Annotated in this window: 20 protein-coding genes, 3 tRNA genes and 1 pseudogene; 3 read left to right on the forward strand and 21 right to left on the reverse strand. The window is 53.8% G+C overall.

Annotated elements, in window-relative coordinates; all coding sequences use genetic code 11:
- Positions 1-9: 9 nt before the first annotated feature.
- The 17 genes and pseudogenes from ABVN44_RS07760 to nnr form a co-directional block, all read right to left on the reverse strand.
- Positions 10-97 (reverse strand): annotated as a pseudogene (locus tag ABVN44_RS07760) (hypothetical protein); the annotation flags it as partial.
- Complete coding sequence (locus ABVN44_RS07765) at positions 97-795, reverse strand: PspA/IM30 family protein (protein WP_000511974.1); 699 nt, start codon at positions 793-795, stop codon at positions 97-99. The pseudogene ABVN44_RS07760 and the gene ABVN44_RS07765, both read right to left, overlap by 1 nt.
- 14 nt (positions 796-809) lie before the next feature.
- The gene (locus tag ABVN44_RS07770) at positions 810-1,214 is read right to left on the reverse strand and encodes a YjfI family protein (protein WP_023232268.1); all 405 of its coding nucleotides are present in this window, start codon (positions 1,212-1,214) and stop codon (positions 810-812) included.
- A 132-nt stretch (positions 1,215-1,346) separates the two neighbouring features.
- Positions 1,347-2,078, reverse strand: coding sequence for a 23S rRNA (guanosine(2251)-2'-O)-methyltransferase RlmB (gene rlmB / locus ABVN44_RS07775; protein WP_001293277.1), 732 nt, complete (start codon positions 2,076-2,078; stop codon positions 1,347-1,349).
- Positions 2,079-2,168: 90 nt separating this feature from the next.
- The gene (gene rnr / locus ABVN44_RS07780; protein ID WP_000076357.1) at positions 2,169-4,607 is read right to left on the reverse strand and encodes a ribonuclease R; all 2,439 of its coding nucleotides are present in this window, start codon (positions 4,605-4,607) and stop codon (positions 2,169-2,171) included.
- Between the two features lie 37 nt (positions 4,608-4,644).
- Positions 4,645-5,070 carry a nitric oxide-sensing transcriptional repressor NsrR gene (gene nsrR, locus ABVN44_RS07785; RefSeq protein WP_001177632.1) on the reverse strand — a complete coding sequence of 142 codons (426 nt, stop codon included), beginning with the start codon at positions 5,068-5,070 and terminating at the stop codon, positions 4,645-4,647.
- 219 nt (positions 5,071-5,289) lie between these two features.
- A complete protein-coding gene (purA, locus tag ABVN44_RS07790) occupies positions 5,290-6,588 on the reverse strand; it encodes an adenylosuccinate synthase (protein ID WP_023232269.1) in 1,299 nt (432 codons plus the stop codon).
- A 102-nt stretch (positions 6,589-6,690) separates the two neighbouring features.
- Positions 6,691-6,888: a DUF2065 family protein gene (locus ABVN44_RS07795; protein WP_001089290.1), complete on the reverse strand. Its 198-nt coding sequence runs from the start codon at positions 6,886-6,888 to the stop codon at positions 6,691-6,693.
- A gap of 78 nt (positions 6,889-6,966) precedes the next feature.
- The gene (gene hflC, locus ABVN44_RS07800; RefSeq protein ID WP_001232417.1) at positions 6,967-7,971 is read right to left on the reverse strand and encodes a protease modulator HflC; all 1,005 of its coding nucleotides are present in this window, start codon (positions 7,969-7,971) and stop codon (positions 6,967-6,969) included.
- Positions 7,972-7,973: 2 nt separating this feature from the next.
- Positions 7,974-9,233 (reverse strand): FtsH protease activity modulator HflK, encoded by a 1,260-nt coding sequence (gene hflK, locus ABVN44_RS07805; RefSeq protein WP_000312505.1) that lies wholly within the window; start codon positions 9,231-9,233, stop codon positions 7,974-7,976.
- Between the two features lie 214 nt (positions 9,234-9,447).
- Positions 9,448-10,728: a ribosome rescue GTPase HflX gene (gene hflX, locus ABVN44_RS07810; RefSeq protein ID WP_000460338.1), complete on the reverse strand. Its 1,281-nt coding sequence runs from the start codon at positions 10,726-10,728 to the stop codon at positions 9,448-9,450.
- A 71-nt stretch (positions 10,729-10,799) separates the two neighbouring features.
- On the reverse strand, positions 10,800-11,108 hold the full coding sequence (gene hfq, locus ABVN44_RS07815; protein WP_001051875.1) for an RNA chaperone Hfq: 309 nt from the start codon (positions 11,106-11,108) through the stop codon (positions 10,800-10,802).
- A gap of 82 nt (positions 11,109-11,190) precedes the next feature.
- The gene (gene miaA / locus ABVN44_RS07820; protein ID WP_001000737.1) at positions 11,191-12,141 is read right to left on the reverse strand and encodes a tRNA (adenosine(37)-N6)-dimethylallyltransferase MiaA; all 951 of its coding nucleotides are present in this window, start codon (positions 12,139-12,141) and stop codon (positions 11,191-11,193) included.
- Positions 12,134-13,990 carry a DNA mismatch repair endonuclease MutL gene (gene mutL / locus ABVN44_RS07825; protein WP_023231647.1) on the reverse strand — a complete coding sequence of 619 codons (1,857 nt, stop codon included), beginning with the start codon at positions 13,988-13,990 and terminating at the stop codon, positions 12,134-12,136. The genes miaA and mutL overlap by 8 nt, the downstream gene beginning before the upstream one ends.
- Before the next feature lie 9 nt (positions 13,991-13,999).
- Positions 14,000-15,319 (reverse strand): N-acetylmuramoyl-L-alanine amidase AmiB, encoded by a 1,320-nt coding sequence (gene amiB, locus ABVN44_RS07830; protein WP_000640373.1) that lies wholly within the window; start codon positions 15,317-15,319, stop codon positions 14,000-14,002.
- A 16-nt stretch (positions 15,320-15,335) separates the two neighbouring features.
- Positions 15,336-15,797 carry a tRNA (adenosine(37)-N6)-threonylcarbamoyltransferase complex ATPase subunit type 1 TsaE gene (gene tsaE / locus ABVN44_RS07835; RefSeq protein ID WP_023231648.1) on the reverse strand — a complete coding sequence of 154 codons (462 nt, stop codon included), beginning with the start codon at positions 15,795-15,797 and terminating at the stop codon, positions 15,336-15,338.
- The gene (gene nnr / locus ABVN44_RS07840; RefSeq protein ID WP_129339485.1) at positions 15,769-17,352 is read right to left on the reverse strand and encodes a bifunctional ADP-dependent NAD(P)H-hydrate dehydratase/NAD(P)H-hydrate epimerase; all 1,584 of its coding nucleotides are present in this window, start codon (positions 17,350-17,352) and stop codon (positions 15,769-15,771) included. The genes tsaE and nnr overlap by 29 nt, the downstream gene beginning before the upstream one ends.
- On the opposite strand from nnr, the gene queG reads away from it, so the two are divergent.
- Positions 17,351-18,490: a tRNA epoxyqueuosine(34) reductase QueG gene (queG, locus tag ABVN44_RS07845; RefSeq protein ID WP_001670426.1), complete on the forward strand. Its 1,140-nt coding sequence runs from the start codon at positions 17,351-17,353 to the stop codon at positions 18,488-18,490. The genes nnr and queG overlap by 2 nt on opposite strands.
- Positions 18,491-18,759: 269 nt before the next feature.
- On the opposite strand, the gene ABVN44_RS07850 is transcribed toward queG, so the two are convergent.
- From ABVN44_RS07850 to ABVN44_RS07860, 3 genes are all read right to left on the reverse strand, one after another.
- Positions 18,760-18,835 (reverse strand) — tRNA-Gly (locus ABVN44_RS07850).
- A gap of 156 nt (positions 18,836-18,991) precedes the next feature.
- A tRNA-Gly gene (locus ABVN44_RS07855) sits at positions 18,992-19,067 on the reverse strand.
- A gap of 156 nt (positions 19,068-19,223) precedes the next feature.
- Positions 19,224-19,299, reverse strand: a tRNA-Gly gene (locus ABVN44_RS07860).
- 275 nt (positions 19,300-19,574) lie between these two features.
- On the opposite strand from ABVN44_RS07860, the gene ABVN44_RS07865 reads away from it, so the two are divergent.
- The gene (locus ABVN44_RS07865) at positions 19,575-20,315 is read left to right on the forward strand and encodes an arginine ABC transporter substrate-binding protein (RefSeq protein WP_000727897.1); all 741 of its coding nucleotides are present in this window, start codon (positions 19,575-19,577) and stop codon (positions 20,313-20,315) included.
- Between the two features lie 61 nt (positions 20,316-20,376).
- On the opposite strand, the gene orn is transcribed toward ABVN44_RS07865, so the two are convergent.
- Positions 20,377-20,922, reverse strand: a complete 546-nt coding sequence (gene orn / locus ABVN44_RS07870) for an oligoribonuclease (RefSeq protein WP_001271546.1) — start codon at positions 20,920-20,922, stop codon at positions 20,377-20,379.
- Positions 20,923-21,028: 106 nt separating this feature from the next.
- Here orn and rsgA point away from each other — a divergent pair, with 106 nt between their 5' ends.
- Complete coding sequence (gene rsgA, locus ABVN44_RS07875; RefSeq protein ID WP_023231649.1) at positions 21,029-22,081, forward strand: small ribosomal subunit biogenesis GTPase RsgA; 1,053 nt, start codon at positions 21,029-21,031, stop codon at positions 22,079-22,081.
- Positions 22,082-22,151 lie beyond the last annotated feature (70 nt).

Here is a 22,151-nt window from a genome sequence, read left to right on the forward strand (position 1 = left end):
GCGCTACCGATAACAAAGCAGATACTGCCCGATAAACAGGCCAGGTCAGTCTGGACAAATGACGCTGGCAGGTTTTGACAATCCACGTAAAGAGCATTATTCGCCTTGTTGACGCTGTAAACGCGCCAACACATCCTGAGCATTGCTTTTATTGGTTGCGCCAATACCCGCCTGCGCCAGTTTTTCATCCAGGTCGCGTCCATCGGCGACTTTTTCCAGCTGCGCGGCGGCATCCAGCCGGGCCTGGCGTTCAGCCTGACGCGTTTGTAAACGTTTAAGCGACTCCGCCGCCGTAGACACATTCGACGCGGCTCCGACGGTCGAGGTCGTCACCGCCTGCTGCGCGCGCTGCATGGCTTCTGTCGCCTTAACCACTTCAAGTTGCTGCTCAAACTGCGCAATCCGCTGGCCTGTCGCCGTTACGGCCTTCTCCACCGCATCGCGAGAGGCTTCCAGATTAGTCAGCACCTGTTCTTCGGCAAGAATGGCATTTTCCAGACGGGCTATTTCTTCCGCCACTTCGTTGAGTAAAGCGGCGTCGACATTCTTACTCATTGCCGCCAACGCCCGTGTTTCAAGGCTGGCTTTACGCTCACGTAAATCATTCAGCTTGTCATGGCTTAACTTCACCCGCGCCAATAAATCCACTCTGGATTTACCCGCTTTATCCAGCTCGGCTTTTGCGTCGCGAATATGCTGCTCCAGCATACGTACACCCTGCGCTTCATCAATGGCGTCTTCTGCCTGAGCAACGAATGATTTACCTAACGTGAACAAACTTTTTAAAATTCCCATGTAAGCCGCCTGTATTATTCCTGTGAATAGACTTGTGTTATTTCAGCGATATCCAACGCATTTTCTACAAGCGTGGTGATTTCCAGCGTCACGTCGGCAAGCGACGAATTTAACGACAGCGCGCCAAAAGCGACATAATATTCCTCCTGTTTTACCTGAGTAATACCGACCGAAGACAGCGGTAAAACCTTCTGATTTCTCAGTAAGAAAAGATTAAATTCCGCGGTATCTCTAATCGTATTTACCGGACAGATATAAGTCTCGATAACTATTTGTTGCGAGGTAAATAAAACCGCCAGTGGTAAATCGCCATAATCATTCATTTTTATTATTAATGAAGACTCATTATTTTCTATATCAATATCTAATTCGGCGATGTTGTTTAACGCATCCGCCAGCGTCCGTGGAGTCCATACCATATTATTATCTCTATCTCTTTTTTATAAATAAAGGGAGTTACAGGGTAGGTTTTGCTTTTTATATTACCAGCCAAAGATAAAAAAAAACCATCCGATTATGGATGGTTATTTTCTTAAAAAATACTATTAGCGTCAGGTTCGCTGGCGAACGGCTTCAAACAGACAAATCCCGGTCGCCACAGAGACATTCAGCGACGACACGCTACCAGCCATAGGAATGCTGATCAGCTCATCGCAGTGCTCACGGGTCAGACGACGCATACCTTCACCTTCTGCGCCCATGACCAGCGCCATGCGGCCAGGCATTTTGCTCTGATACAGCGTATGGTCAGCCTCGCCCGCCGTCCCGACAATCCAGATATTCTCTTCCTGCAACATGCGCATCGTGCGCGCCAGGTTGGTGACGCGGATCAACGGCACGCTTTCCGCTGCGCCGCAGGCGACTTTCTTCGCCGTCGCGTTAAGTTGCGCGGAGCGGTCTTTCGGCACGATTACCGCATGTACGCCAGCGGCATCGGCGCTGCGCAGACAGGCGCCAAGATTATGCGGATCGGTGACGCCATCGAGGATCAACAAAAAGGGGCGTTCGTGTAATGCGATCAGATCCGGCAGATCGTTTTCCTGATACTGCCGGCCTGGTTTCACGCGAGCGATAATACCCTGATGCACGGCACCGTCGCTTTTCTCGTCGAGATATTGGCGGTTTGCCAGCTGGATAACCACGCCCTGGGACTCAAGGGCGTGAATCAGCGGCAACAGACGTTTATCTTCACGGCCTTTTAAAATAAAGACTTCCTGAAAACGTTCAGGGGCGCGCTCCAGCAGGGCCTGCACTGCGTGGATGCCGTAAATCATTTCGCTCATTAATGTACTCGTTGTTTACGTTTTGCCGGGGGCGCTACGCTTGCCCGGCCTACAGATAATTCACCCTCTTCTGTTTGAAGAGGGTATTGCTCACTCTGCCGCTTTTTTCTTCGCCGCACGCTTCGCTTTGGTCGCTGCGGCTATTTTCTGCGTTTTAGCCGATGGCTTTTTTGCTTTTCTCGCGTCTTTCTTCGCTGCTTTCGGCTTCGCTTTTTTCTCGCCGCGGAAGGCGCTATCAGGCTCGAAGTTAACTTTTTTACCTACCTGACGACGTTTACCGGCGTTTTTACTTTCACCTTTTTTCGCTTTTTCACGCGCCGTTTTGCCGACGTTACGCGGTGCGCGCTCGCTGGAGATCAGGCTAAAGTCAATTTTCCGTTCGTCCATATTCACCGCTTCGACGCGTACCTCGACCCGGTCGCCCAGGCGATATGTCTGCCCGCCGGACTCGCCAATCAGACGTTGCCCTACCTGATCGAAGCGATAGTAATCGTTATCCAGTGAGGAAACGTGTACCAGCCCATCGATAAACAGTTCATCAAGACGGACAAAGAAGCCGAAACCGGTGACGCTGGCAATCACGCCCTTAAAGACGTTGCCTACCTGATCCAGCATAAAGTCACATTTCAGCCAGTCGGAGACATCACGCGTCGCTTCATCAGCGCGGCGTTCCGCCATCGAACAGTGCTGACCGAGCTGCAACATCTCTTCCATCGAGTAGTGATAACCGCCCGTTTCTGTGGTGTTGCCCTTGTTCCCTTGCTCTTTCGCCAGCAGGTACTTAATGGCGCGGTGCAAAGAAAGATCCGGATAGCGGCGAATCGGCGAGGTAAAGTGCGCATAAGACTGCAACGCCAGGCCAAAGTGCCCGCGGTTTTCCGGATCGTAAATCGCCTGCTTCATTGAACGCAGCAGCATAGTTTGCAGCATTTCGGCGTCCGGCCGGTCGGCAATCGATTCAAGCAGTTCGGCATAATCGCGCGGTTCCGGTTTGTTTCCGCCCGGCAGCTCCAACCCCAGCTCCGCCAGTACGGAGCGGAATGAGGTGATCGCTTCGGTGGTGGGCTTATCATGAATACGGAATAGCGCCGGCTCTTTAGCTTTTTCGACAAAGCGCGCCGCCGAGATATTCGCCATGATCATGCACTCTTCGATAAGCTTATGCGCGTCATTACGCTGGGTCTGTTCGATACGCTCAATGCGACGTTCGGCGTTAAAGATAAACTTCGCCTCTTCGCTCTCAAACGAGATCCCCCCGCGCTCTTCACGCGCTTTATCCAGCACTTTGTAGAGGTTGTGCAGCTCTTCAATATGCTTCACCAGCGGCGCATATTGTTCACGCAGATCCTGATCGCCCTGCAGCATATGCCAGACTTTGGTATAGGTCAGACGCGCATGGGAGCTCATCACCGCTTCATAGAATTTGTAGCCGGTCAGCCGACCTTTCGCCGAGATGGTCATTTCACAGACCATACACAGCCTGTCAACCTGCGGGTTTAGCGAACACAGGCCGTTGGAGAGCACCTCCGGCAACATTGGGACAACCTGTGACGGGAAGTAAACCGACGTGCCGCGATTGCGCGCCTCGCGATCCAACGGCGTTGGCGGCCGTACATAATAGCTCACATCAGCAATAGCGACCCACAAACGCCAGCCGCCGCCGCGTTTTTTCTCACAGTAAACCGCGTCGTCAAAGTCACGGGCATCTTCGCCATCAATAGTGACCAGCGGCAAATCGCGCAGATCGACACGACCGACTTTCGCCTCTTCCGGCACCTCTTCTTTCAGCCCGGCGACCTGCTGCTCTACCGCCTGCGGCCAGATGTAAGGTATTTCATGGGTACGCAGCGCCATATCAACCGCCATACCGGTGCCCATATTGTCGCCCAGCACTTCGACGATTTTCCCTACCGCTTTAGTACGGCGAGTTGGACGTTGGGTCAGTTCAACCACGACCACGAACCCCATCCGCGCGCCCATGACGTCTTCTGGCGGGATAAGAATGTCGAAGCTGAGACGGCTGTCGTCCGGCACCACAAAGCCGACGCCCGCATCGGTGAAATAACGCCCGACTATCTGACTGGTTTTCGGTACCAGTACACGGACGATACGCGCTTCGCGGCGACCTTTACGATCGGCGCCCAGCGGCTGCGCCAGCACCTGATCGCCATGAATACAGGTTTTCATCTGCTCGCTGGAAAGATACAGATCGTCTTTGCGGCCTTCGACACGTAAGAAACCGTAACCGTCACGATGACCGATCACGGTGCCTTTCAGCAGGTCGAGGCGTTCCGGCAGCGCATAGCACTGGCGGCGGGTAAAGACCAGTTGTCCGTCGCGTTCCATCGCGCGCAGGCGGCGACGCAAGGCTTCAAGCTGCTCTTCGCCTTCAATATTCAGTTCTACGGCCAGTTCTTCGCGACTGGCCGGTTTTTCACGTTTCGTTAAATGTTCGAGGATAAATTCCCGGCTCGGGATAGGATTCGCGTATTTTTCTGCTTCGCGTTCCTGGAAAGGATCTTGTGACATTGAGGTTCCTCCATTGTCATCTCTAATGAAGTTTACTTCACTCCACCAGTAATAATTTATAAAGCGGTTGATTCTCTTCAACCAAATCGGCAAGCGTGTAGTTATCCAGCTCCTTGAGAAAACTCTGCACGGCCTTAGAAAGCGCCTGTTTCAGACGACAGGCAGGGGTGATGTGGCAAAATTCGCTGCTACAGTTGACCAGTGATAAGGGTTCCAGCTCACGCACCACATCGCCAATACAAATAGTATTAGCCGGTTTACCCAGGCGGATACCGCCATTTTTTCCCCGAACGGCGGTGACAAAGCCCGCCCGGCTAAGCTGATTGATAATTTTGACCATATGATTACGGGACACGCCGTAGACTTCTGTCACCTCAGAAATGCTGGTCATTCGTCCATCTGGTAACGACGCCATATAGATTAGCGCACGTAAGCCGTAATCGGTGAAACTCGTTAACTGCACATCAACCTCAGGAAAAGGGAAAACGGGATATAACTTATCTGTATTGATGATAAACCAGCCACCTGTCAGGCTGCTAATTTATTTCGGTTCAGGAAGGAAAAAAGCGGGGAACAATGACGCATTTGAGCCGAAGGGTGATGCAAAGCATCTTATCCGGCCAACAAATGCGTACTCATCATAGACCCGGTAAGCGTAGCGTTACCGGGCATCATCCATCAATTACGCGTCGAACGGGTCGCGCAGAATCATCGTCTCAGTACGATCGGGGCCGGTAGAAATAATATCAATCGGCACGCCGGTCAGTTCTTCAATACGCTTGATGTAGTTCAGTGCCGCCTGCGGCAGACCGCTACGATCTTTCACGCCGAAGGTGGATTCAGACCAGCCCGGCATGGTTTCGTAAATCGGCTCTACACCTTTCCAGTCGTCAGCTGCCAACGGAGTGGTAGTCACTTCGCGACCATCCGGCATACAGTAAGCCACGCAGAGTTTCACCTCTTTCAGGCCATCCAGCACGTCCAGTTTGGTCAGGCAGAAGCCAGACAGGGAGTTCAGCTGTACCGCACGACGAACGGCAACGGTGTCCAGCCAGCCGGTACGACGACGACGGCCGGTAGTGGCGCCGTATTCGTTACCCTGCTTGCAGAGGAACTCGCCGGTTTCATCAAACAGCTCAGTCGGGAACGGACCTGCACCTACACGAGTGGAGTAAGCTTTGAGGATACCCAGAACGTAATCAACATAACGCGGGCCCAGGCCGGAACCGGTCGCCACGCCACCTGCAGTGGTGTTAGAAGAAGTTACGTACGGATAAGTACCGTGGTCGATATCCAGCAGGGTACCCTGCGCACCTTCAAACATGACGAAATCGCCACGCTGACGCGCCTGGTCGAGCAGGTCCGAAACGTCAACAACCATAGAAGTCAGGATGTCGGCAACAGCCATCGTATCATCCAGAACTTTCTGGTAATCAACCGCTTCAGCTTTGTAGTAGTTAACCAACTGGAAGTTGTGATATTCCATCACTTCTTTCAGTTTTTCAGCGAAGGTTTCTTTGTCGAAAAGGTCACCAACACGCAGACCGCGACGTGCCACTTTATCTTCATAAGCAGGCCCGATTCCACGACCGGTGGTGCCGATCGCTTTCGCGCCACGCGCTTTCTCACGCGCGTTATCCAGCGCAACGTGATAATCAAGGATCAGCGGACAGGCTTCAGACAGCAGCAGACGCTCACGAACGGGGATGCCACGGTCTTCCAGTTCTTTCATCTCTTTCATCAGCGCGGCCGGAGACAGCACAACACCGTTACCGATGATGCTGGTTACATTCTCGCGAAGAATACCTGATGGAATAAGATGGAGAACGGTTTTTTCACCGTTGATTACGAGAGTATGGCCTGCGTTGTGACCGCCCTGGTAGCGTACAACATATTTAGCCCGTTCAGTCAGAAGATCGACGATCTTTCCTTTACCTTCGTCACCCCATTGGGTGCCCAGTACGACGACGTTGTTACCCATTTTTCAAAATCACCGTTTGCTTAAAAATGGATTCTACCATCGCTTTTTCAGATATACAGCACTTTTTGCACTCAATCTGCGGCAAATCCGACCACTTTTTGTTCAGCCAATCGTTTTCCTCAACATGTAGTAGACCACAACTCCCGCAACCACAAGTCCGCCGCCAAAACGGCGTAAAACATTTTCCGGCAGTTGCGCCAGTGCCGAAACCATTTTTTTCCATGCGCCGGGATACAGCATCGGTCCCAGCCCTTCGAGGACTAATACCAGAGCAAGCGCCAACCAGATTGTTGAATTCATTTATCGCCCTTATAAAAGAAAACCACCGGCATCCTTTGGATGCGGTGGTTTTGCTGGTCTAAAACCGCTGACGCTATTTTAGCGTGTCGTCGAACTCGGTGTCTTCATGTAGCGGAAGAAATCGCTGTCCGGGCTCAGTACCATCACGTCCTGATTACCTTCGAAGCTCTTCTCGTAAGCGCGCAGACTACGAATGAACGCGTAGAAATCAGGGTCCTGACTGAACGCGTCGGCAAACAGCTTCGCGGCTTCAGCATCACCTTCACCACGCATGATACGCCCCTGACGCTCGGCTTCCGCCAGAGTTTTCGTCACCTCATAGTCAGCAGCCGCACGCAGTTTTTCCGCTTCTTCCTGACCTTGTGAACGATGACGACGCGCGACCGCTTCACGCTCGGCGCGCATACGGTTGTAAATCGCCTCAGAAACCTCGGTCGGCAGGTTGATTTGCTTAATACGCACATCGACCACTTCGATACCCAACGCCGCCATACTGTTCGGGTTGATGACCGGTACTTTACCTTTGGTTTCCGCCGTGACGCGTTCCGCCGCTTCGGCAATCGCATCATCCGCCGCCGGGGTCGCTACTTCATCATCGGTACCGGCTGAACCGGAGTTCAGCGCGTCGCGCACCTCCAGAGTCAGACGACCACGAGAATCGGTCACGATGTCTTTTACGTCCAGGCGACCAATCTCAGAACGCAAACGGTCCGAGAACTTACGTTTTAACAGCACTTCGGCTTGCGAAATATCGCCGCCGCCGGTCGCCAGATAGTAACGGCTAAAGTCGCTGATACGCCATTTGATGTAGGAGTCGACAATCAGGTCTTTCTTCTCTTTAGTCACAAAGCGATCGGCCTGGTTATCCATCGTCTGGATACGCGCATCAAGCATTTTCACTGATTCAATAAACGGGATCTTAAAGTGCAGACCCGGCGCGTAAACCAGCGGTTTGTTCTCATCGTCACGCAGAACTTTACCAAAACGCAGCGTAATGCCGCGCTCGCCCTCTTTGACCACAAAGACGGACATGTAGAGCACTACCAGCACGATGATGATAATCGCAATAACTGACTTACGCATCGTTATTCCCCCTGACGCTGGTAGTCGTTACGCTGCGCATTCGCGCGGCGTTGGTCCATAATATCGCCCTGATTTGAGGACGACGTGTTGCTTGCTCCGCTGGCGTTAGACTTTGTGGACGGCGGCAGGCGCAGCAGGTTGCTGGCGCTATTGTCGCTCTTTGCCGCCGGCGCATTCCCGCCTTTCAGCATCTGATCTAACGGCAGCACCATTAAATTACCGCTCTTGTCGTTAACCAGTACTTTACGGGTATGGCTCAGCACTTTTTCCATCGTTTCAATATACAGACGCTCGCGTGTAATCTGCGGCGCGGCTTTATATTCCGGCAAAATCTTCGCAAACCGGGCGACTTCACCCTGCGCTTCCAGGATAGTCTGGGTTTTATAGGCGCGTGCCTCTTCCAGAATACGCTGCGCCTGACCGTTGGCGCGCGGCTGAACTTCGTTGGTATACGCCTCCGCTTCACGAATGTACTGCTGCTCGTTTTCACGTGCGGCAATCGCGTCGTCAAAGGCGGCTTTCACCTCTTCCGGCGGGCGCGCAGCCTGGAAGTTCACGTCCAGCAGGGTAATCCCCATGTTGTACGGTTTGATAGTCTCTTCCAGCTCGCGTTGGGTATCGCTACGAATAACGGTACGGCCTTCGGTCAGGATGCGATCCATCGTGTATTTACCAATGACGCCACGCAGCGCGCTGTCGGTGGCCTGACGCAGGCTATCGTCCGGGCTGGTCACGCTAAACAGATATTTCTGCGGATCGGTGACGCGGTATTGCACGTTCATTTCAACGCGCACGACGTTTTCATCAGACGTCAGCATCACGCCTGACGCCGCCAGTTCGCGCACCGCTTCGACGTTCACCGGCGTAACGTCGTCAATAAATGTCGGCTTCCAGTTCAGACCTGGCTCTACCAGATGGCTGAATTTACCAAAACGCGTCACAACGCCGCGCTCGGCTTCTTTAATGGTATAAAAACCACTGGCCGCCCAGATAATGACTACTGCCGCCGCGGCGATGGCGACAATACGGCCTCCCAGTTGCGGACGCGGGCCTTGCGATGAGCTACCGCCGCCGGAACCGGTGCCTTTACCGCCCCCAAAACCACCGAGTTTTTTACTCAGCTTACGGAAGATATCATCCAGATCGGGAGGTCCCTGATCGCGGCCACCTTTGTTTCCATTTCCCCCAGAGTTGCTGCCAGGTTTGCTGCTTCCCCACGGGTCGCGGTCCTGTCCGTTATTACCGGGCTGATTCCACGCCATGTTTGTGCTCCATATTTGTTATGCGGTGATCCCCGTTGTCTTTCGACCTCAGAGGATAAGGCGAAATTACTCCATGCTTCAGACGAACCGCCGTTACAGACATCATCTTTCAGGCTGCGTCTTGAGTGGCGGCTTTTTTACCCCAGGTCACTTCGTTGTGAGCTCCTGAAATTCTCTCAGCTACCGCCTCAATACGACCTGAATGACTTCGCGTCTAGATCACGTATTCGATCAACGCCGGTTCTTGTTTACAGAGGCGACGCCAGTCGACAATCGGCATTCGTACCTGCAGACTGACGCTACCGTCTTCCTCCATCCACTCTTTTTCTATTGCCTGAAGCTGATAAAACCGGCTTCTCAGACGCCCTTCCTGCGGCGGCAAACGCAGCGTATGCTGCGCCACCTCGCCGGAAAGACGCTCCGTCAAAGCCTGAAAAAGCTGTGGTATTCCCACGCCGCTTTGCGCTGAAAGCCAAACGCGGATGGGTTTATTCTCTTCATCTCTGTCGATACGCGGTTCAAAGTCGTCCAGCATATCGATTTTGTTCATCACCATTAAGGTGGGGATTTCGTGAGCGTCAATCTCTTCGAGAACGGTGTTTACCGCCTCGATGTTTTCCTGCACACGAACATCCGCCGCATCAACCACATGCAGCAGCAGCGTCGCCTGACGCGTCTCCTGCAGGGTAGCTTTAAAGGCAGCCACCAGATCGTGCGGTAAATGGCGGATAAAGCCTACCGTATCCGCCAGAACGGTTTCACCGACATCCGCTACATCGATACGACGTAACGTGGGGTCCAGCGTCGCAAATAGCTGATCTGCCGCATAGACCCGCGCTTCAGTGATCTGATTAAAAAGGGTGGATTTTCCGGCGTTGGTATAGCCCACCAGCGATACCGTCGGAACGTCGGCCTTGATGCGCGACTGCCGCCCCTGCTCACGTTGCTTCTCAACTTTCTCCAGGCGCGACTGAATCTGCACAATGCGATTACGCAGTAAACGACGGTCGGTTTCGAGCTGGGTTTCACCCGGACCGCGCAAACCAATCCCGCCTTTCTGACGTTCAAGGTGGGTCCAGCCACGCACCAGACGCGTAGCCAGATGGCGTAGCTGCGCCAGCTCAACCTGCAACTTACCTTCATGGGTACGCGCACGTTGGGCAAAAATATCTAAGATAAGACCGGTGCGATCGATAACCCGGCACTCGCACAAACGCTCCAGGTTTCGCTCCTGGGCTGGACTCAATGCATGATCAAACAATACGACCGCTGCGCCAGTCGCTTTCACGGCTTCCGCAATTTCAACTGCCTTACCTTCACCTACAAAGTACTTCGGGTGCGGTGCTTTACGGCTACCGGTAATCACCTGCATTGCTTCGACACCGGCGGAAGAGACCAGAGATTCAAACTCCTGGAGGTCTTCCATATCTTTGTCTTGCGAAAAATAGATGTGTACCAGTACCGCCTGCTCACCGGCATCATAACGGTCAAACAAGCGTAAACCCTCTTAATAACCAGCGGGGGCGATTATCCGACGCCCCCGACATGGATAAACAGCGCGTGAACTTATTCAGTCTCTTCGCTGTCCTGTTGCGCAGTAGAACCCTGCGCGTTGCTACCGTGATGGTAGTTATTGCTGGCGCCGCCACCGGCATTGTTGCTGTGATGGGAAACCGGGCGAGACGGGACAACAGTAGAAATCGCGTGCTTATAAACCATCTGGCTGACCGTGTTTTTCAACAGGATCACGAACTGATCAAAGGACTCGATTTGACCTTGCAGCTTAATACCATTCACCAAATAAATAGAAACTGGAACACGTTCCCGACGCAATGCGTTCAGGAACGGATCTTGTAAAGATTGCCCCTTAGCCATTCTCTTTTCCTTATATGCTTATTTGTACTTTGAACCTTTCGATTCTGAAAAATTGCGCACGATACGTCTCAATTGTACACATTCAGTCTGCGATAGCACCAACAACCTGTAATACTTCTTTTCGCGCCCGATCGGGATTCTCACTGTCAAGCCAGCGCACCCCTTCCCAACCGCGCAACCAGGTCATCTGGCGCTTCGCCAACTGTCTCGTGGCGCAAACACCTCTATAAACCATTTCATCATATGAGATTTCGCCCTCAATGTATGACCACATCTGGCGGTATCCCACACAACGGATGGAAGGCAAGTCCGTATGCAAATCTCCTCGGGCAAAAAGCGCCCGGACTTCTGCTTCAAAACCTGAAGCCAACATCTGATGAAAACGCAGTTCAATGCGCTGATGGAGCAGTTCACGGCTCGCCGGGGCGATAGCGAACTGATGCACCTGGTACGGTAGCGCGTCTCCTGACGTTTGCGTTAGCTCCGTTAAAGTTTTACCCGAAATGAAAAAAACTTCCAGTGCCCGGGAAAGTCTTTGCGGATCATTTGGATGAATTCGCGCGGCGGCAACCGGATCTATCTCCTGAAGTTGCTGATGCAACGCCTCCCATCCAAGCTCCGCTGCTTGCTGCTCTATCCGGGATCTGACTTCCGGATCTGCTGAAGGCAGCGGCGATAAGCCTTCCAGCAATGCCTTAAAATACAGCATGGTACCGCCCACTAACAGCGGGATACGCCCCGCAGCGGTGATCTCCGCCATTTGCTCTAACGCGTCGCGGCGAAAATCCGCCGCCGAATACGCCTGCGACGGGTCGCGTATATCCAGCAGTCGATGCGGCGCCGCTTTCAGCTCATCGGCATTCGGCTTAGCCGTGCCAATATCCATTCCCCGATAAATGAGGGCGGAATCAACGCTTATCAACTCTACTGGCAAAACTTTACGCAGTTCTATCGCCAGCGCCGTTTTGCCGGAGGCCGTCGGCCCCATCAAAAATATCGCCTTAGGCAGGCTCGCCTTGCTTACATCATTCATGCTTCAGGGCGTTCATCGCCGAATGTAAATCAACAGGTTGTAACAGGCCACCCGGCGGCGCTTTTACCAGCTGCGGACATAGCCGCTCAACATCCGCCAGCAGCGATATGGCCTGCGCCATCGACCACTGCGGATGTTCACTCTGCACATTACGCGCTATCCATTGTGCAATATTGGCCGTTGCAAATGTGGTCTGTTGCGCCAGGTAGCCTATCAGTTCAGGAATCAAGATTTGTAAATTTTGTTGTCGTAAGGGTAAAGGCACCGCCCGAATGGTCACATGCTGCGCATCTGACTGAAATTCAATACCCAATTCTCCCAACAAAGATTGGGCTTTTTGCAGCGCGGCTTTTTCATCGGCGCTCACTTTTAAACGCAGCGGAATCAGCAACGGCTGCGCGCAAACCGGACTTTGACCCGGTGTAAGCTGCGCCTGACGCAGCCAACGCTCCGCAACCGGTAGCGACAAGAGCTGGATAGTCCCCGCGTGTTCCAGCAATGCGCAGTCACCGCCGACTATTGTCAGTACGCGACCGAAACTCTGGCTATGTCCGTCAAGCGCAGGCGTAACCGGCTCCGGCGCGGGGCTCGTCGTCGGCGTCTGTAAAAGCGCGCGATAAACCTCGCCCTGCTGCTTCTGATAACCTGGCTGCGCGTGCGGCCAACCACCTGCGGACTGACGCCCGCCGTTGCCGCCCGATGCGCCGCCGGAATAACGCGGTGTCGCGGGCTCGCGCGCCGCAGTTGGCTCGGCGGGTACAGCAAAATGGTTGCGCCCGGCGGCGATACGGTTTTCCGGGACATGCCGCGGCGCTGGCGCAATCTCCTCAAGCGGCAGCGCCGTTTCCGTCTGCTGTTGCAGAACGCTCAGCACCCCTTGATAGATGAAGTCGTGCACCAGCCGGGATTGATGAAAACGCACTTCGTGCTTGGCGGGATGAACATTGACATCCACCTGATGCGGGTCAATCTCCAGATACAGCACAAACGCAGGCTGTTGGTCCGCGCCCAGTTTATCTTCACAGGCCTGGCGAATGGCATGGTTGATCAAGCGGTCGCGCATCATGCGGCCATTCACATAACAGTACTGGATCTCCGTTAACGCCGTGGTGGTGTGATTCGGATCGGCGACCCAGCCGCGCAGGGTCAGATCGCCATGCTGCCACTCGATCGCCAGTGCCTGTTCGAGAAACGGCGTGCCGCAGATGGCGCCTAACCGGCGCTCTTTTTGCCCGTCCTTTGCGACAGCGCGATACTGCCGTACCAATTTGCCGTTGTGCGACAGGTTAAGCGTGACGTCAAAACGGGCCAATGCAATACGACGGATGATCTCATCAATGTGATTAAATTCCGTTTTTTCGGTACGCATGAATTTGCGCCGGGCGGGCGTATTATAAAAGAGATCCAGAACTTCCAGGGTGGTGCCGACCGGGTGCGCGGCGGGTTTTACCGTTACGTCCATGTCACGCCCTTCCGCATACGCCTGCCAGGCTTCCGCCTGCTCCGCCGTGCGCGACGTTAGCGTCAAACGCGAGACCGAACTGATACTGGCCAGCGCTTCGCCGCGAAATCCCAGACTGATAATCGCTTCCAGATCGTCAAGCGAGGCGATTTTACTGGTGGCATGACGGGCCAGCGCCAGCGCCAGCTCCTCTTTTTTAATGCCGCAGCCATTGTCACGAATACGAATAAGCTTCGCGCCGCCACGCTCGATATCGATATCAACGCGGGTAGCGCCTGCATCCAGACTATTCTCTACCAGCTCTTTAACAACCGACGCAGGGCGTTCCACCACTTCGCCAGCGGCGATTTGGTTCGCAAGCTGCGGCGGCAGAACCTGAATCGGCATGAAATCTCCTTAATTCGCGGCGGTTATGGCGCCAGGCTGGTTGGTACTGGCCGTCTGGCCTGGGCCGCCCTGCGGCGCAGACTGGATCGGATGCGCTGCAAAGTACTTACGCAACCCCCGGTATATAGCGTCAGCAATCTGCTGCTGATAGCGGTCGCTCGCCAGCAATCGCTCTTCGCCGTGATTACTGATAAAGCCCGTCTCCACCAAAATGGACGGGATATCCGGCGAACGCAGCACGCCCAGGCTCGCGTGTTCCGGGCGACGTTTATGCAGCGACCCCACACCATCCAGTTGGCTTAGCACGTTCGTCGCCACATCATACCCTACCCGCTGCGAATGACCGAATTGCAAATCCAGTACCGCCTGGCTCAGGTAAGGATCTGACTGACTGTTCGCCAGCACATCGCCAGCGCCGCCTAACAGTTCGGATTGCTTCTCATGCTGCTCAAGCCAGTTTGCCATTTCGCTGTTCGCGCGACGATTGGACAATACCCAGACGGAGGCGCCGGTGGCGTCGCGATTTGGCGCGGCATCCGCATGAATAGAGACAAGGAAGTTGGCGTTTTGCTTACGCGCCACGTCAGACCGCCCCATCACCGAAATAAAATAGTCGCCGTCACGCGTCAGTACGCCTTTAAACATCGGATCGTTATTCAGCAATGTGCGTAACTTACGCGCGATGGCGATGGTGACATTTTTCTCGCGCGTACCGCCCGGGCCTATCGCACCGGGATCCTGGCCTCCATGCCCGGCATCAATAGCAATCACCACTTTATCGCCAGCGCCTGCTGACGCGCGCGCCGCAGGCCGCGTAACGGTATTGCTGCTGGTTACGCCGGTCAGGCGATCATCAGAAGATTTAAACGGATTACGGGCAGGCTCCGTCGGGCGGGGCGCGCTTTCAACCCGTTTCGCGACGACAGGCGGTGGCGGCGGCGGAACATCGGCATTAATGGTGAAAATGACCGTATAGTTGCCGCCGTTTTGCCGCTTCACCGCCTCGGTTTTACCATTTTCCGTCAGATCGACAAGCAACCGTAAAGATTGCGCATCTTTCGGCGTTCCGGCACGGATCGTTTTCACCAGATTGTTACCGCTAAACTGAAGCGGCAGCCCCTGAATCACGCCGGTCTGCCTGATATCCAGCGCCACGGTCCGTTTACCGTCCTGTGAGTAAGCATATTCCGGCTCGCCGATAAAACTCAGCGTAATGCGCGCCTGCTGCTCGCCGTTGGACACCTGAATATCAGAGAGACTGGCGGCGCCCGCCTGCGCGCACAGCAGGATTAAGACTGCTATTACGGCATTTTTGATGCGATAAATCATCCCGCCACCTTTATAGCTAATCGGCTAAACGCGCCAGTAACGAATGACCCGATGAGGATACCGCGCTTACGCGAGCCTCACGCCCCTGCGCCTGGTAATCAATATGGATTTCGACGTCCGGGTCGGGGAGAACGCCTTTACCTTGTTGCGGCCACTCCACCAGACAAATGGCGTCGTTGGCGAAATAATCGCGAATGCCCATAAACTCCAGCTCCTCCGGGTCCGCAAGACGGTATAAGTCGAAGTGATATACCATCATGTTATCAAGCGCATAAGGCTCTACCAGCGTATAGGTGGGGCTTTTTACATTACCGTTATGGCCTAACGCCTGTAAAAATCCCCGGCTAAACGTCGTTTTACCGGCACCTAAATCGCCATACAGATAAATAACGGTCGCGCCATCGCAGGCGTTGGCTACCCGTTGACCCAGCTCTAGCGTCGCCTGTTCGTCAGGTAGCGGAATTACTCGATTCATCATGGTTTACGTCAATCACATCAGGGTTAACAATACGCCGCAGCGTAGTAAAAAGATCGGTCGCCAACATGCCGCGAGCGCCATAACGCGCTGCCAGTAAGTCCGCCGCCGCGCCGTGAGCCACACATCCCACACATGCCGCATCATACGGGGTAAACTTCTGTCCGAGCAATGCGCCGATGATGCCGGACAGGACATCGCCCATCCCGCCGCTCGCCATCCCTGCATTACCAGCGTCAATGATAGCCAGAGGGTGGTGTTCAGCGGCGATAATCGTTCCTGCGCCTTTTAACACGACCACGCCTCCGTACCGTTTTACCAGACGCTGTGCTGAAAGTAAGCGATCACTTTCAATTTCTGCCACAGAACATCCTAACAGGCGGGCAGCCTCTCCCGGATGCGGCGTAATCACGCGATTGTGACGTTTATCAGGATTGATTGCCAGTAGGTTCAACGCATCCGCATCCCACAGCATAGGTTTACGGACGTTTTCTACTTTCTGTAAGGCTTTTTTGCCCCATTCCTGCTGCCCAAGCCCCGGGCCGATCACCACAACGTCAGCCCAGGTCAGGCTCTCTTCCAGCGACTGAGGCGTGAGTTCATGTACCATCAGTTCCGGGCGGGCCGTCAGCAACGGCGCGATGTTTTCACCGCGAGTCAGTACTCTGACCAACCCAGCCCCCGTACGCAGCGCCGCCTCGCCAGCCATCCGAATTGCGCCCGCTGTTCCCTGGTCGCCGCCGATAATCGCCAGACGACCATGATCGCCCTTATGCGAGGTCGGTCGACGCGGCGTTAGCCATTGCCCCAACTGCGTCGCGTCAAAACGCCGGAGCGGCGGCGTCTGGCTCGCCAGCCAGCCTTCCAGTCCCAACGCGTCATAATGCAATATGCCGGTAACGTCACGCGCTTTGCCGGTCAGCAGGCCTGGTTTCAGGGCGATAAACGTGACCGTATGCGCGGCGCTTATCACCGCGCCAGGCGTGGCGCCCGTTTGCGCCAGCAGACCTGACGGGATATCGACGGCGACAACCGGCGCAGGATGAGCGTTCGCCTGTTCAATCAGACCGGCTACCGGGTCGCGCGGCGCCTGGGCTATGCCGGTGCCAAGCAGCGCGTCGATAATCAGATCCGTCGCTTCCGGCCAGATAATATCGGCAGCATGGATAATGCCGCCAGCATTCAGCCAGGCATCGCGCGCCTGCGCCGCTTCTTCAGGTAACGGTTTGTCGCTCTCCTGCGCCGCTTCTTCAGGTAACGGTTTGTCGCTCTCCTGCGCCAGCAACGTTACGCTAATGCCCGCCGCTTGCGCTAGTCGCGCCACGACGTAACCATCGCCGCCGTTGTTGCCATGACCACACAACACCAGCCAGTGTCGGGTGTCAGGATAACTGTCACGGGCTACCCGAAATGCCGCGTCGCCAGCGCGCAGCATCAATTCATAGAGTGTGAGTCCGAAGGCATCCGCCGCATCGCGTTCCAGCCGTTTGATGTCATCGGCGGGCCAAATGGAGTGTGGTATACTTACAGGGTTTTTCTTCATGTTATGGTCCATCATGTCAAAGCCCCTCGATCTCAATCAGTTAGCGCAAAATATTAAGCAGTGGGGGCTGGAGCTGGGCTTTCAGCAGGTCGGTATTACTGATACCGATCTGCGCGCATCCGAACCTGCGCTGCAGGCGTGGCTGGACAAACAATACCACGGCGAGATGGCATGGATGGCGCGCCACGGTATGATGCGCGCCCGGCCTCATGAACTCTTACCCGGTACGCTACGTGTCATCAGCGTGCGCATGAACTATCTGCCCGCCAACGCCGCGTTTGCCAGTACGTTGAAGGATCCCACGCTGGGCTACGTTAGCCGATATGCGCTGGGGCGTGATTATCACAAGCTATTACGCAGCCGCCTTAAAAAACTGGGCGAGCAGATCCAGCAGTACTGCGGTTCGCTGAATTTTAGACCGTTTGTCGACTCTGCGCCTATTCTTGAACGCCCATTAGCGGAAAAAGCCGGACTTGGCTGGACGGGTAAGCACTCACTTATCCTTAATCGGGAGGCGGGCTCATTCTTTTTCCTGGGGGAACTGCTGATTGATTTACCGCTGCCGGTCGACCAGCCGGTCGAGGAAGGTTGCGGCAAATGCGTCGCCTGTATGACCATTTGCCCGACCGGGGCGATCGTCGAACCGTATACGGTGGACGCGCGGCGCTGTATTTCTTATCTCACCATTGAGCTGGAAGGCGCTATTCCGGAAGCATTTCGCCCACTGATAGGCAACCGTATTTACGGCTGCGATGACTGCCAGCTTATCTGTCCGTGGAATCGTTACTCTCAGTTGACCGACGAAGCAGATTTTAGCCCACGCAAGGCGCTGCATAATCCAGATTTGCTTGAGTTGTTTAGCTGGAGCGAAGCGCAGTTTCTGAAAGTCACTGAAGGTTCTGCGATTCGGCGCATTGGTCATTTACGCTGGCTGCGCAATGTTGCCGTCGCGCTGGGGAATGCGCCGTGGAGTAATGCCGTCATTACGGCGCTGGAAAGCCGCAAGGGTGAGCATCCACTTCTCGATGAGCATATCGAATGGGCGATTGCGCAACAAATTGAAAAGCGCAACGCCTGCATCATTGAAGTGCAGCTACCGAAAAAACAGCGTCTGGTCAGGGTGATTGAAAAAGGGCTGGTGCGCGATGCCTGAATTATTCACAGGCTGTGTATAAAAATAAAAACACATTGCGATTCAAGAGGGAAAAAAGGAATAGTCAATAAAGCTAACGTTTTGAAATCTTATTTTTTCTATATTTTTCAGTAAATTATAGAAATTCTACGCGTCAGGTATAATTTTTTGCATTCCAGGAGTAATGGGCCGCCCTGTGGATAAGTCTGTTTACAAGGATCTGACGAAAGCGGAACAAAACGTGCCCCAACGCGATATTCGTTGTGGATAATTTTACTGTAGATAAGAATTGGAGCGGGAAACGAGACTCGAACTCGCGACCCCGACCTTGGCAAGGTCGTGCTCTACCAACTGAGCTATTCCCGCATAATCTTCGTCTTTCGAACCGCTACTGCGTTGGCTGCCTTCACTCGCCTGAGTCACTTACTTCAGTAAGCTCCTGAAGACTCATTCAGTTGCCGCCTTGTCGCAATTCGAAATCCTGCGATTGGTGGTCTGTGCTTAACAAGCACTTTCAAATTTTGGAGCGGGAAACGAGACTCGAACTCGCGACCCCGACCTTGGCAAGGTCGTGCTCTACCAACTGAGCTATTCCCGCATAATCTTCGTCTTTCGAACCGCTACTGCGTTGGCTGCCTTCACTCGCCTCAATCACTTACTTCAGTAAGCTCCTGAGGACTCATTCAGTTGCCGCCTTGTCGCAATTCGAAATCCTGCGATTGGTGGTCTGTACTTAACAAGTACTTTCAAATTTTGGAGCGGGAAACGAGACTCGAACTCGCGACCCCGACCTTGGCAAGGTCGTGCTCTACCAACTGAGCTATTCCCGCAAATTTGTTGCTGTCGTAATTCGCATTTCTGCGTCGTTACGGGAGGCGCATTATACGAGAAATCCATTTAGCTGCAAGCCCCTGAACGCATTTTTTCGCGATTTTTGTTTGAATGCTGATTAAATCACCAAACAAGACAAAAAACGAGCAAAGCGTGCGCTATGCAACAAAAAACTTTTCACGCCACGCCTAAAGGCACAGAATCAGAATAGCACCCTGCGCCAAAAAAAGAATAGCACGGTGACCACAACATCCAATTGATATCAGGGATCAAGATGAAAAAAAAACTTATTGTCATGCTGTTAGCCAGCCTCTCCGTTCACGCCGCTTCCGTTTCCGCCAGAACATTACATTTTGGCACCTCCGCCACCTATGCGCCCTATGAGTTTGTCGATGCCGATAATAAAATTGTTGGTTTCGATATTGATGTCGCCAACGCGGTCTGCAAAGAGATGCAAGCGGAGTGCTCATTCACTAACCAGAGCTTTGATAGTCTGATCCCCAGCCTACGCTTCAAAAAGTTTGATGCGGTGATCGCCGGTATGGATATGACGCCCAAACGTGAGCAGCAGGTCTCCTTTAGCCAACCCTATTACGAAGGTCTATCGGCGGTAGTCGTCACGCGTAAAGGGGCTTATCACACTTTTGCCGATCTGAAAGGCAAAAAAGTCGGTCTGGAAAACGGTACAACGCATCAGCGCTATTTGCAGGATAAACAACAAGCTATCACGCCTGTCGCCTATGACAGCTATCTAAACGCCTTTACCGATCTGAAAAACAACCGTCTTGAGGGCGTGTTTGGCGATGTCGCCGCAATTGGTAAATGGCTAAAAAACAATCCGGATTACGCCATCATGGATGAACGCGCCAGCGATCCTGACTACTACGGAAAAGGGTTAGGCATTGCGGTACGCAAAGGCAACGACGCGCTATTGCAAGAAATTAATGCCGCGCTCGACAAGGTGAAAGCATCGCCGGAATATGCACAAATGCAGGAGAAATGGTTTACGCAGTAATTCAGTGGCGGGAGAGCTGCCGGATGAGACGCTCTGGCGTTGCCATCCGGCATGTTACGCCTCACAGCTTAATGAAATGCTCGCGGTAGTAAGCCAGCTCCGCCACCGACTCGCGAATATCATCCATCGCCTGGTGCGTGCCCTGCTTGGTAAAGCCGGCCAGAATCTCCGGCTTCCAGCGGCGCGCCAGTTCCTTGAGCGTACTGACATCCAGATAGCGATAGTGGAAGTAGGCCTCCAGTTCCGGCATATATTTAAACAGAAAACGACGATCCTGACCGATGCTGTTACCGCAAATCGGCGACTTACCCGCAGGCACCCACGTTTTCAAAAATTCAATCGTCGCCAGTTCAGCGTCTCGTTCGCCCATCGTACTTGCCTTAACGCGATCTACCAGGCCGCTACCGGTATGGGTGCGCACGTTCCAGTCATCCATTAACGCCAGTTGCGCATCGGATTGATGTACCGCAATCGTCGGCCCTTCCGCCAGAATGTTCAGGCTGGCATCCGTCACCAGTGTGGCTATCTCAATAATGCGATCGCGCTCGGGGTCCAGACCTGTCATCTCCAGATCGATCCAAATCAGGTTGTTTTCATCGGCACTCATGCTATTTTCCACCCTTCAGAGGTCACATTCACTGTGACTATATTCATCTACAATTGCGTGTATCATAGATGTTTTGCCCACTATGGGCGACCAGGAGCCAGTACGATTGAGCAAAAATAAACTCTCCAAAGGCCAGCAGCGCCGTGTGAACGCCAATCACCAGCGTCGTTTAAAAACGTCCGCGGAGAAAGCCGACTACGATGACAACCTGTTTGGCGAGCCTGCAGAAGGTATCGTCATTAGCCGTTTTGGTATGCATGCCGATGTGGAGTCTGCTGACGGCGAGGTTCACCGCTGCAATATCCGCCGCACTATCCGTTCGCTGGTGACGGGCGATCGCGTCGTCTGGCGTCCGGGCAAAGCCGCCGCAGAGGGCGTCAACGTAAAAGGCATCGTTGAAGCGGTGCATGAGCGCACCTCGGTATTGACGCGCCCGGACTTCTACGACGGCGTGAAGCCTATTGCCGCCAACATTGACCAAATCGTTATCGTCTCCGCGATTTTGCCGGAGCTGTCGCTGAATATCATCGATCGCTATCTGGTCGGCTGTGAAACCCTACAGGTTGAGCCGCTTATCGTACTCAATAAAATTGATCTGCTGGACGACGAAGGTATGGACTTCGTTAATGAGCAGATGGATATCTACCGCAATATCGGCTATCGCGTGCTGATGGTCTCCAGCCATACGCAGGATGGTCTGAAACCGCTGGAAGAAGCGTTAACCGGTCGCATCAGTATTTTTGCCGGGCAGTCCGGCGTCGGAAAATCCAGCCTGCTAAATGCTCTGCTCGGCTTACAGAACGAGATTCTGACGAACGATGTGTCGAATGTCTCCGGTCTGGGTCAACATACCACTACCGCTGCTCGTCTGTATCATTTCCCGCATGGCGGCGATGTCATTGATTCTCCCGGCGTGCGCGAGTTCGGCTTATGGCATCTGGAGCCGGAACAAATCACCCAGGGCTTTGTCGAATTTCATGACTATTTGGGACATTGCAAATACCGGGACTGCAAGCATGACGCCGATCCAGGCTGCGCCATTCGCGAAGCGGTAGAGAACGGCGCTATTGCGGAAACCCGTTTCGAAAATTATCACCGAATTCTTGAAAGTATGGCGCAGTTAAAAACGCGTAAAAACTTTTCTGATACGGACGACTGACAGATACGCTAGGCGTCGTTAGAATCGTCCACTTTTTTCAGGATACCGGTATAACTGCCGGTTCAGGAAC

Source organism: Salmonella sp. SJTUF15570 (assembly GCF_043357055.1).
Lineage (GTDB): Bacteria > Pseudomonadota > Gammaproteobacteria > Enterobacterales > Enterobacteriaceae > Salmonella > Salmonella enterica.